This window comes from Candidatus Acidulodesulfobacterium acidiphilum, from assembly GCA_008534395.1.
Lineage (GTDB): Bacteria > SZUA-79 > SZUA-79 > Acidulodesulfobacterales > Acidulodesulfobacteraceae > Acidulodesulfobacterium_A > Acidulodesulfobacterium_A acidiphilum.
In genome coordinates, this window is record SHMQ01000011.1 from 44,922 (window position 1) to 56,917 (window position 11,996).

Annotated in this window: 11 protein-coding genes; all 11 read right to left on the reverse strand. The window is 35.9% G+C overall.

All coding sequences use genetic code 11. The features are described 5' to 3' along the window. Nucleotides 1–3 precede the first annotated feature (3 nt). The 11 genes from EVJ48_05065 to EVJ48_05115 all read right to left on the reverse strand — a co-directional run bounded on the left by EVJ48_05065 (nucleotide 4) and on the right by EVJ48_05115 (nucleotide 11,950). Nucleotides 4–1,860, reverse strand: a complete 1,857-nt coding sequence (locus EVJ48_05065; GenBank protein ID RZV39299.1) for a hypothetical protein — start codon at nucleotides 1,858–1,860, stop codon at nucleotides 4–6. Continuing rightward, complete coding sequence (locus EVJ48_05070) at nucleotides 1,800–2,720, reverse strand: MoxR family ATPase (protein ID RZV39300.1); 921 nt, start codon at nucleotides 2,718–2,720, stop codon at nucleotides 1,800–1,802. Before EVJ48_05070 ends, EVJ48_05065 begins: the two co-directional genes overlap by 61 nt. Before the next feature lie 23 nt (nucleotides 2,721–2,743). Next, complete coding sequence (locus EVJ48_05075) at nucleotides 2,744–4,075, reverse strand: hypothetical protein (protein RZV39301.1); 1,332 nt, start codon at nucleotides 4,073–4,075, stop codon at nucleotides 2,744–2,746. A gap of 3 nt (nucleotides 4,076–4,078) precedes the next feature. After that, a complete protein-coding gene (locus EVJ48_05080; protein RZV39302.1) occupies nucleotides 4,079–4,741 on the reverse strand; it encodes a hypothetical protein in 663 nt (220 codons plus the stop codon). A 69-nt stretch (nucleotides 4,742–4,810) separates the two neighbouring features. After that, nucleotides 4,811–6,019, reverse strand: a complete 1,209-nt coding sequence (locus EVJ48_05085) for a hypothetical protein (GenBank protein RZV39303.1) — start codon at nucleotides 6,017–6,019, stop codon at nucleotides 4,811–4,813. 87 nt (nucleotides 6,020–6,106) lie between these two features. Continuing rightward, complete coding sequence (locus EVJ48_05090) at nucleotides 6,107–7,240, reverse strand: hypothetical protein (GenBank protein ID RZV39304.1); 1,134 nt, start codon at nucleotides 7,238–7,240, stop codon at nucleotides 6,107–6,109. A gap of 96 nt (nucleotides 7,241–7,336) precedes the next feature. Continuing rightward, nucleotides 7,337–9,925, reverse strand: coding sequence for a hypothetical protein (locus EVJ48_05095; protein ID RZV39305.1), 2,589 nt, complete (start codon nucleotides 9,923–9,925; stop codon nucleotides 7,337–7,339). Nucleotides 9,926–9,935: 10 nt separating this feature from the next. Continuing rightward, entirely contained in the window at nucleotides 9,936–10,250 is a 315-nt protein-coding gene (locus EVJ48_05100; protein ID RZV39306.1) for a hypothetical protein, read from the reverse strand. Nucleotides 10,251–10,306: 56 nt separating this feature from the next. After that, nucleotides 10,307–10,852 carry a hypothetical protein gene (locus EVJ48_05105; GenBank protein ID RZV39307.1) on the reverse strand — a complete coding sequence of 182 codons (546 nt, stop codon included), beginning with the start codon at nucleotides 10,850–10,852 and terminating at the stop codon, nucleotides 10,307–10,309. A gap of 230 nt (nucleotides 10,853–11,082) precedes the next feature. Further along, entirely contained in the window at nucleotides 11,083–11,583 is a 501-nt protein-coding gene (locus EVJ48_05110; GenBank protein RZV39308.1) for an acyl-CoA thioesterase, read from the reverse strand. Beyond that, nucleotides 11,573–11,950 carry a response regulator gene (locus tag EVJ48_05115; GenBank protein RZV39309.1) on the reverse strand — a complete coding sequence of 126 codons (378 nt, stop codon included), beginning with the start codon at nucleotides 11,948–11,950 and terminating at the stop codon, nucleotides 11,573–11,575. The genes EVJ48_05110 and EVJ48_05115 overlap by 11 nt, the downstream gene beginning before the upstream one ends. Nucleotides 11,951–11,996: the final 46 nt, after the last annotated feature.

Genomic DNA, 11,996 nt, shown 5'->3' on the forward strand with positions numbered 1-11,996 from the left:
AAACTAATCGAAATAGCTCTTAGTTTTAGGCCTGTATATAGGATGAAGATATACTACGCCGGGTCCTTTTACTTCGCCGCCGGAATAAACTCTGTAAACGGCCTGATTTAATTTTAAATTTGCAAAACCGTCGGTATCGAAAGACGGCATTTTTTCGTAAGTCTTTGTGGTTCCCTGAGAAATAGTATTGTCGTCGGACAGCAGTTTTCCTATATAAGGATTAAATACCGCCCTGTCGTCCTGCTCGGTTATATTTTCCGTAATTTTAAGCTTATACTCCTTATCGCATATTTTAGAAGCTTTTTCTCTCGAATAATCGTCGCTTAACGCAAGCCAAATAGTCGATCTTATATTTCCTATTAAAGAATTTAATTTTTCTTCGGAGCCGAGTTTCAACTTTAAAGAACTGTAACTCTGGGTTAAAACTATATTAATCGCTTTAGACTGTCTGCATCTTGCGAAAAATTCAGCGTCCGATTCTATATCGCCGGAAGTCACATAATTCTGATATTCGTCGCATATAAACAAGACCGGTCTTTTAGTATTTACTTTATCGTCTATGACCGATTTGTAAACCCTGTTGAGAACCGTCCTGAAGTAATCTAGTTTCATCATTATGCCTATAATTTTTCCGGTTAAACCGTATTTTGATTCCGGCATGTTTAATATAACTATTTTTCCGGAATTAACGACTTCATGAAAGCCCGGAAAATTTAGCTTTTCCTGAGGAGCGCAGAAAGTATCTTTAAAAACAGGCTTTATAAAATCGCTGCATACCCTTAAAGATTCGCTCTTAATAATGGCTTTTGTCCTTTCGTCGAGACCTGCGTAATCCGCGCCCGAAAAATAAGATACCGCTAATTTAAGTTCGTTTGCGTAAGTTTCGGTTTTATTCGATTTTATTTTTATTAAATTTTTTGCATAATCTATAATGTTGCCAAGTTTATTTTCGTCGGACAATATTTCGTAAATATCGCTTAAGGTAGCGTAATCCATGCAAAGCCGTATTATATCTATGGAATTCGCCAAAAGATTTATGGATTTATCTTTCCAGAAACTGTCCTGTCTTCCGTCGTTTGAATTCATATTTTCTAAAACGGAATATAATCTTTCTGCAATAATTTTGGCATCTAGATGCGGATAATGTATGGGATTAAAATAGTAACCGGACCCGGGTTCGATTATAACTATATCTTCTGTTCTTTCATTTCGTTTTAGTATGGAAACCGCCTCTTTCCAAAAATCGCCTTTAACGTCTAGTATAAGCCCGCCTATCTTTTCTTCCGGCGACTTGTTTTTATATTTAGCCAACTGGTCTAAAAAAGGGTATGCGCATGCGGTTGTTTTTCCGGTGCCCGTAGAGCCAAATACTAATATTCCTGTATATAGACCCTTTGCGTCTATTGTAAGCCAATCCGGTTTTTCTTTTCTGTTTCCGTTTTTTTCGTGAATTTCTCCGACTACCAACTGAAGTTCCGGGCTTTCCGGCCATATCATAGCGCCTGTATTTTTTGATTTTTTGCCCGTTAGTTTATTTTTATTTTTTTTATCGTCGTCGGGTTTTAAATATAAATATTTGTTGAAAATTATATTAGTCAAAGTGTATGAAGACGCAAACCATGTAGTTAAAGGAATAAAAATAAACGCAAGCTTTACTCCTTTAAAATAAGCAAAATAGTTAGATATTTTTTCATCGAAGAAAAATCCTGATACAAGAAACAGATAAACTAATTCTATTGCGAAAATTCCGCCCGAAACCGATAATTTAACGATAAAAGCGCCGTTTTTTTCGCCGTTTTTCATTTTAAAACTCTCCCTACGACGTTTTTTACCGCCCTTATATCGGAATAATATGTCCATAAAGAAGGTTCGAGCATTTTTAAGTCTTCAGCCGCAACATTAGACCTTTTATTTAAAACCGCGGCCGTTTTTAAAATTTTAACCGTTTCGCGCCATCTTCTGTCGGAAACTATCACCTGCTTATTTTTTAATTCTTCCCTGATTAAATACATTTTATTTAAAATTTCGTCGCTAATTTCTATGTTTTCCGCCGTTTTATTTAGGATATTTATATCTTCCCTTTGCAAAAAAACTTCTTCTCCGTATTTAGAAATTTCACATTTTTCAATATCTCCGTCTTTAAGTCCGAGTAATTTTTTAAAATTTTCTTCGCTTCTGACGGGCAGAATTTCCATTCTGAATAAAAATCTGTCGTAAAGAGGCAAAAGATTTGAATCGGAAGACTTGTCCGTCCTCTCGTTAGACGACGCAAAAAGACTTATTAGCGGAATTTTCACGGGTTCGGAGTTTCCGTTATAAAATATTCTTTCATTCATTATCGATAACAATGAGTTTAACGTGGAATGATGACCTTTAAAAAATTCGTCTATCAAAGCAATATCGCAATTGTCGATGCCGATTTTATTTTTATTCCGGCTGCGGCTATCGCCTGTTCCTCCGCAAGAAAGAAGTTCCTCTATTTTAGTTGCAGGCGTCATTTGAAAATCAAAAAATTTTAAACCTTTTATCCTGCAGGCAAGCGCTTTTAAAACAGCCGTTTTTGCGAGTCCGGGGCCGCCTATTAAAATTGAATGTTTTCCTGAAATAACGGATAAAACTATCATATCTACGGCATTTTTTCTTTCCAGAAAATTTACGTTTAAACCGTCTTTTATAGCGTTGATTTTATCTGCTATCGTATATGCATTATTATCGTTCATAATTTTATTTTGCGTTCAAGCCGTTAAATCCCGTTCATATATAAAGGTCTTAAAAAAATTATCTTAATAGGAGTACCCGCCGGCAAAGTAATACTAATGTTTTGATTGGACTGCGCATAACCGTTAAGTCCGTTTTCTGCGTCGTTAAGTTCGTTCTGCGCTATATTTTGCCGAACCTGATCCTGAAAAGTATATGGATTAGAGGAGTTAACGCTCGACCCGCCTCCTACGAAAATAGACGCCGCGCCGACTATGCCCTGCGCTATAGAAGTTAATATATTTCCGGTATAATGATTATGGACGTCGCCTTTTACGCCGCCTGAACCGTCGGGCATCATCGCTATTGCGTCTATGGTTAAAGATTTTCCGGAACGCTCTATAATCTTATTAAAATTTATGTTCAGTCTGTTTAAAGAATGTTTTACGCTTACCGTTCCAAAAAATTCGGCTCCTTTTTCGAAAACACGTTTGCCGCCGCGGTAATAACCTGAAACCGATACGGCTATTACGGGAACGGACGTATTATACGAAAAAATTTTATATTTCGTGTAGGCGTTTATTACTGCGCCTTGCGGGACGGCTATTTCCGAATAAGCTGTTTTCTGCGGAAAACCGGCGTTTTTTCGCGGGCCTTTGACGATTTTTAAACCTCTTTCTTTATCTAAAATATATTTTCCGTAGCTTGCTTTTATAAAAACTACGGTTTTTTTAGTTATCTGAGCCGCCGAACCGCTTCGAGAGTTCGAGTAGCGTCCGCCGTATCCGTTACCGTTACCTCCGTCCGAATTAAATTTTATCCTGCGGTTCAAATTATCCGCTTCTTTTTTAAATTTAACGTTAAATTTTTTTCTTCCTATCTCGTTCGACTTGGAACTTAAACGATTTTTTTCTACGGAATTATTTTTACCGCTTTCGTTAAAAACCGCAGGAGAAAACATTTTTTTATCGTTTATAACGGTATTGTTCTTCACGACTTTTTTCACGACTTTTTCCGGTTTTCCGCTTAATATAATATACTTTATAAAAAGCAAGACGGCAATTAATATAACTAAAATTATCAGCGGCAATTTAAAATAGCGTAAAAAATCTTTTCCCGATAATTTTTTTGGGACCGCAGGGTTTGAATTATAAATATCTTTGCCGTCGTCGGCTCCGTCGTCATATATAGCGTCGACCGTTTCATTTTTGTCTTCGCTTTCATTTCCGCTTCCGCTTCCGCTTTTACTTTTTCTTTTACTTTCGTTAAAATCAACGTAATTATAGCTATCGCTACCGTTATCGTTATTGTTATAACTGTCGCCGTTCTCTAATTCTTCTTCTTTGATTACGTTAGAATCGTTCAAATTTTTAAACATCCTTTAAGCTCCTCCAAGTTTTAAACTGCTGAAATAGACTATTTCCAAACCGAAAGGATACTGAACGCTTCTTTTGATTCTTTTAAGAATCAATTTGTCTTCGTAGGCCGCCGCATTCTTCGCGGAAGTATCGGTATTAGATATTACGGTTCGTATGACGTAAAGTTTTAATTCGTCGTGATTGACGGTCTGCTTAATTAACTTTATTTTTTTAAATTTTATTTTTGAAGTAATATCGGCTTTTTCCATTTTTTGAATAAACCTGCTTCTTATTATAGCCCTGAGCGTTTTTTTGCCGTATGTTTCCGACATTTTATTTAATGCGCGGGAAAGTTCCGTTTTTATCATTATCGAATTAAATCCGGTAAATTCCCTTACGAAACTTTTTGAAAAATATACTATTTCGCCCATTCCCGTTTTATTATTAAAGGGCAGATTTCTCAATACCTTTGCGTTTCCAGCCGAATTAACCCTTATTACTACCGGAATCCTGTTTGCTTTATAAGTATAAAAAGCAGTCAATAAAGACGTCGAAGTAATTAAAGACATTAAGACTATTATTATTTTTAGGGTCGTATTCTGGGCTTCCAAATCGCCCCATATTTCGTAAAACAATCTGCCGTTTCTTTTTTTATAATCGTTTTTATAATTAAACAGATTAGACATATAGTATTTACCCTAATTTTTTATCTTTATAGTTTTTACTATTTATTTTTTATAACTTTTTTAATAATATTATGAAACGGCGGCAATTCCTGCAGAAACGACTTTTGATTTTACGTTTTTAATTTTTTCATGCGCTTCGCCGCTTATACCTTCAAATAATTTTGCTACTAAAAAAGGAACCGAAACGTTTATTGCTATCATTACGATAAAAACTGTTATAACTTCCGCAAAAGTAAACAATCCTATAATATTGCCTATTCCGCTTCCCGTAGAAGGCATATTTGCAGATTCCATTTTGCTTAATATAGTAAAAAAAATAAGCTGTTCGAGAGCGACCATAACCCCCCAGAACGATATTTCTACAAACATTTTAAACCATTTACCGAATATTCCTCTCATATAAGGTATAGTTTCAAAACCGAGTATTATAGGACACATCGAAAATAAAAGCCCTAAAAATACAAGCTGAATTAACGCCATAAAAAGCTGTATCGCAAGATAAATTATATTAAACAAAAACCAAATTATGCCCATAAGAACCGCTCCCGTTATCGCATGCATAGCGCCGGCAAGCCAGGAAACGGGATTTAAATTCCAGCCGCTTTTTACGGATGCGGTGCCGTTAGAAGAAACGGTAGGTATCGAAACGGAATGAAGACTGCCCGAAATAGAAGACACTATCTGCGAAACAGACTGACCTATCCCCAATATGTTTTGCTTTATCAGATAAAGCTGAATTTTATCGGCTAAAGTCAATATAAGCTGGGCAAAATTAGACTGCCCAGTCTGCTTCCATGAAAGAAAGCCTATAGCTATCAAAGCCGTCCTTAAAAATAATCCGTAATAATTAAAAACGGCTCCCGTTAATTCTGCGCGGTATCCTTCAAAAAAAGAAAGGACTATTCCAAGCGCAAATAAAAAATAGAAAATATATGTAACGAAAGTACTCAGTTCGGAGTCGTTATTTAATGCCGAAGGAATAGAATCGATAGAAAGCATGCTTAAATCTTCGCCGTTTTTAAGTTTTGAAATAGAAAGGGCGGATTGACTCACCGCCGTATCGTTTGATTTTGCCCCTCCCTTTTTAGAAGAAGCGGCTGAGGCGGGAGGGTTGGACGCATAACATTTTTTTGCGTTAAAAATAGAGGAAACAGACCAAAAAATTAAAAATATAGATAAAATTGCCGACAAAAATGCAACAAGGGTTATAAAAAAATTATAGCGCAAATTATGCTTTAAACCTGTATATATTTTCATTTTCATATTTTTTAGTTCCATTTTTTTAAACATTTTTTAAAAATATTTGTTTAAATTTTTTCTTAATTACTAAGAATCGGTTGATAGGTAATAAGTTGAATATAAAATTTACATAGTAGTTTTAGTATAATAATTTAAACCGGGGGTCGGATTTGTTTGCGGCATAATAACCGAACCGATATGTTCTTTTTTAATTTCTTCCGCCGATTTGTCTAATTCTATCTGCTTAAGCTGACTTTCCATATATCCTAAATTCTTTAAACTCGATGCGTTTTCTTCAGCCATAATAGTTAAAATAGAACTTTGATATGCATAATAATTTGAGCTGTTTTTTAATGCCTCTCCGGAAATTTCGTTCATAAATTCTGAGCCTTCCAACTCCGCCTTGTGAGCTCTTGCCGCGGATAATCCCGCATTATAAAGCCCTGAAGATGCGGTATCGCTTATAAATCCGCCGGCTAAATTGGTGCATCCTCCTACGGGATTTCCGCTTGAATCAAAAGTATAGCCGACATCAAGCGACGAACAGTTTATATTTTCTGAAGGATCTCCGGAATTTTCCGCCGAATTAAAAATTGCCCCCTGAGAAAATAAAGCGGAACCGTTTTCGAGATCAGATTTATTTAAAGAACCCGACTGCCCGCCTGCAGAACCTCCCGAAACAAAAACCGACGGATTATAAGCGTTTTCATCTGAAACCGCCGAAGCAATATTTCCGTATTCGGAAGATTCGTAATTAATGTCCGAATTAATGCCTGATGCCGCATTTTGCAATGAACCGGTTTGAACGTCGCTTGCCGTTAAATCTTGCGGAATCTGATTAAAAGCCGAGTTAATTTGATTATTCAAATTATTTATATTGTCTACGGCATCTTCAACCGAATTCGCTAAATGGCTTATTTTATCGAAATTTATTAATATGTTTTGATACTCCTCCTGCATATTAGAAACATCTGCCGTCAGTTTGTCCACGGTAGCCATTGCTTCCGAAAGTCCGGGTCCGGGATTAAAAAGAGGTCCTCCACCAGCCCCAGGAGCATAGCCGAGAGTTCCGGCCAATCCCTGCAGCGCCGAAAACGCTCCGTTTGCGGCAGTTTCTACCGACTGGATCTGTCCCGATATAGCGGTTATATCCGGAATAGGCAGGGGCAAACCGTACGAAACGCCGGTTAAATATGTCGAAACTGTAAAAATAGCTATAACCGAAGCTATCAGCGGTTTATTTTCAATCAATTTCTTCATTTCATCCTCCTTAAATTTTTGAACTGCCGCAATGGCTGCATACGCTATATTCCTGAATAATGCCGTATAATAGCTTATTTATCCGGCATATATTGTTTATACGTTTATTCCGTTTATCCCATACGGTCCGTTCGGATATTTTTCCGCAAGAATATAAAGCCGTTCTTTTAAGGTTTTATCCGGATAAAGCCGTTCTATCCGTCTTTCTAATTCTTCGTCTTCGGACGATTTACAACAAAGCCAGTATTCAAAAGGGTCGGGGGAATTTCTTATAACCGACGAATCTTTTCCGAATTTTAAAAGATATTCCGAATAATGTCCTTTGACTACCTTAAGATTTTTTACGGTGTTTATCTCTTTTTCGTTTAGTCCGCATATTTTTAAGTCGTTTTCCGAAACTCCTCCGTCAAGCTGACAAAATATTTTAACCGACGAATTTTCTATTATGCTTTTACCTACGGCGCCGGCCTTTAACAAATCGCCAGGCTCCTGCGTAATACTCCATACCATAGAACCCCATTTTGCGGATGTTTTGTATAGATGCATTATCAGCTCCGCAAGTTTAGGGTCTCCCATAAATTCCCAGCATTCATCGTAAAAGAAAAAAACTTTTGCCGATTTGTCGTACATTTTTTTAAAAGATATATTTTTTATAATAGCAAATACTACTTTTTGCAGGTCTTCATGGCCTTTTAACTTTTGCAGGTCGAATATTACTATTTTATTATCTATATTTATTCCGTTTTTTCTGTTTATGAGCATTCCGTACGGCGAAGAAATATCCGTCCACTGAAACAGATTTTTCCCCATTTCCATAGCCCTTTGTTTATCTTGAATATCCCTGGCTTCGCCGTAATCGAATAAAATGTTGTTTATATCGGATATTATAGGCATATCTTCATAGTCGTCTATATTATCGTAAACCGCCTGCACCGCCCTCGATATTATGGTTCTGTCGTTGGGCGATAATTTTTTTTCCGGTTCTACCATTAGTCCTATTATACCCGTCAGAAAAACCATAATATCGGGGTCGAAAGCCTCTTCTCCGTTTATTTCTTTGACGAAGTATTTTTTCGGAGGGAAAGGATTTATGCAGTAAGAGCCGTCGAGGTCTATTTCTATATAATCGCCGTTAAATATTTTGCAGAATTTTTTGTAAGTTCCGCCTATGTCAACCCCTACTATATGGTAATCGTCGCCGGATATGTAAAAATTGCTTAAAAATCCGTTAAGCATAAAACCTTTTCCGCTTCTCGTTTTGCCGAAAACTATTCCGTGCTTTGAAGGCAGGCGGTTTTCGTAAAGGTCGAGTCTTACCGCTTCCCCTCTGTCGTTTATTAACGGAATAGCGCATTTTTCCGTCCCCTTAAACCCTTCGTTAAGCGGTATGAAAGGTGCCGCCGCCGTAGAAATAGACGTTTTAAATCTCCTGTTAAAGCGCGATTGACCGGGTAAAAAAGAAAGATAAAGTTTATGATGCTCCATGTCGTCTATTATTCCTTCCATTCCGTTCAAATTTTTAAAAGATTCAAGGAGTTTTACCGCCCTTACATTCAGGTCTTCTAAATTTTTAGACTTTATTCGCGCGCATAAAGAAAATTCTACGACTTTCTTTTTAAGTTTTGAAACCGATTCCAAAAACTCGTCTAACTGTTCGGTAATATTAACCCCTTTATAATCCGTATATCCGCCGTTTACCGCTTCCGTCAAACTTGCTTTTATATTTCTGTCCGTCTGTATTTTTTCCATAGTTTTTTCCTGTTCTGGAATATTAAAGGCGACTGCTATATCATAAGGGAAAAAATCATCTTCCGTCACAGACCCGTTTAAGTTTAAAAGGGGCGTTATACCGAATGAATCTATTTTTGACGGAAGTCTGTGCATGTTTATAAATTTATAATAATATCCGTCTATATAAAAAAAATCTTTTTTGATTTCGGCATATGAATATACAAGCTGGCTTCTGAACGTCGAACCGTCCATCATATCTTCCCATTTCGGCGCTTTGACTCCGCAGGCAAATCTTAAAGGATTTAATTCTTCGTAAAAATAGTCCACAAGCTCCTGATTATTCATTTTTTTTAAGCTTAAATCGAGTTTTGAGGATATAAAACCCAGATTGTTTTCGACGTTTCTTAATTTTCTTTCTATTATTTTTTTATCGCAGCCGGCGTTTAGTTTTGCGATAGAATTAACGGAAGACTTTAAATCAATTTTGGCAAGCCTGCCTGCAAAACCTGCAAATATAGAAGTTAAGTTCGTTTTGTCGGTATTTGAACGAAGGCTTAAACCGTTAATTGTGCAAAAAAGGTATATATTAACGTTTTTAATATTTTTAGATTCCAGATGCTTTATTTTATTATCTTTTATATATTTAAAATTTACTGGCGGCACGGAAGAGTTTTCGTAGTTAGAAATAAATTTTTCATTTTTGTCGCCTATTTTGTAAATCCATTGAAGACTGATGTTTTCGTCCATAAGATTGAGCAGAAGATCGTTTACGTAAGCCGTATCGTTAACTATTTTATTTTCGGAAAGATAGTAATCGAAGCCTTTTACGGAAAAACCTATTGTAAAAGACCCGTCTACGCCTGCGGCTATACCGTCGTTTACCGACAAAAGATTAACGTATTTATTTAATGAACCGGACGGCTCTATTTTTTTTAAAACGGAATTTAACAGCATAAATTTATTCTTATTTCTCCTTTTCAGAATTTAAAACGTACAGCTCTTTTTTTGCGAATATAAAAGATAAAAGCGAATTCGTATAAAAATCCGGTTTATTTTTCTTATACTTTTTTATAAATATTAATGTTGCGGTATCCGACAATATCGCTATAATAATAGCTTTTTTAAATATTAATATAGAAGCCGTAGTCAAAAAAATAAAAAATGCCCAGTCGTAAATTTCAAGCCCGAATCTCGTTATTTTTCCGTGTATTTCGCTGTATATTTTAAATTCGGTATATCCTTGCGCATTTATTGCTTTGTTCTGTTTTTTTTGAGTCATTTTTTATTTTATTTATATATATGTATTGTTATAATTATTTTTATTTATGCAGCATTTTAAGGCTGTCCTATCGTCGTTGCGCCGTTACCGGCTCCAATATTCATACCGGCGGCAGCGCCTCCCGCATTCTGGACTATTCCGAGTATTGCCCCTGTTATAGTCGGAGCAAGCATAACGCCTGTTCCTGCCGCCGCAGTTATAAACGCTTTTCTTGCGGCATCCGGTTTGTGCTGTTTTATATCGTAAAAGCCTTTAACGAGTCCTATGGTAAGAGTAGCGGGAGCAAGCCTGTAGCATATCCACGTCGTAGCTTCGTTTAAAATGCCGGAAGCGCCTATACCGAGCGAACCCTGATTTAAGTTTATCATAGCGGAAGCGCATGAAGCGACGGAGATAATACTTCCGAAAGCAAAAACAGATAATAAAACCTTGCCGTAAGATACATTAGTTGCCTTATTTTTTTTAGTTTCGGACTGAATTTTTGCGGCGATATTTACAGAAACGTTAAAATAAAAATTTTTAAACCTTTCAATCTTTTTAAATGTTTTAAGCGGATTAAAATAGTTAAAGTAAACGGCGTTTTCTAATTTTCTTGCGGACATTTCTGCGTCCCTCCTTAAACTTAACGATTAAATTAATTTAATATCAATATTAAAAACTGATATAATTGAGATAATATTATTTAATCATTTTAATGTTTCAGGATTATGACGAAAATGTTAAAAATATGTTAATTTTTTGTTACATTTACGTTACAAAATTCCGCAAATAAGGAAGGAAACGGCAATAGCGGGAAAAGGATATAATTGATTCTGCCCACGTCAAAAAAATATTAGAATTTTTCGAAATCCTTAATAGCTTTTCTAAGGTATTCTGGAATACGCTTAGGTTTAAAATCTACGTTGTCGACGCAGACTAAGACCGTATATCCGGAGGCGATCTCGGTATGTATTGAAGGCAGAGTTTGTTTAAGTTTCGAGGTCATAGGGTATCCGCCGTCTTTCGGCGGATTTTCCGTCTTATTTTCTCTTACTATTTTATAAATAAAGTTAAAACTAGAATTTTTTATATATTCTATTTTTGTATATATCTTTAAATCGTCGTCGTATTTCGCAGGATTAAAATATTTACAGTTGGATTCGGCTACAACGAAGTAAAAGCCTTCTTTTTCTATGTCGGTATATTTGTAGCCTATGTTTTTAAGATACTCCGTTCTTGCCACTTCGAAAAATACGAAATATTTACCGTAGTAAACGACGGACATAGCATCCGTTTCTTCGTATCTGACCTTTAGTTTTGTGTAAAATTTAAATTCTTCCGTTTTATCCTTCAATTTTTAAATATTCCCTTATTTTTTCGTAAAGTATGTTTTTATCTATAGGTTTTGCGATAAAATCGTTAAACCCAAGAGATATCAGATGTTCTTTATTGCCTGCCATGGCGTGAGCCGTAACCGCAATAACGGGAATATTTTTGTATGCTTCATTGCATTTCAACCTTTTAAAAACTTCTATTCCGTCTATCCCTGGAAGTCCTATATCGAGAAGAATTAAAGCAATATCGGGATTTTCATCCGTTTTTTTAAGCGCTTCGTAACCGTCTTCAGCCGTTACTATATCTAAATCGAACGGCTCCAGCATTGCCGTAATTAAATCAAGATTTATAGCATTATCTTCTACTATAAGAATTTTATGGCGCATATTATATAATTAATTTAATTTAATAATGCAACGTATCAATAATTAA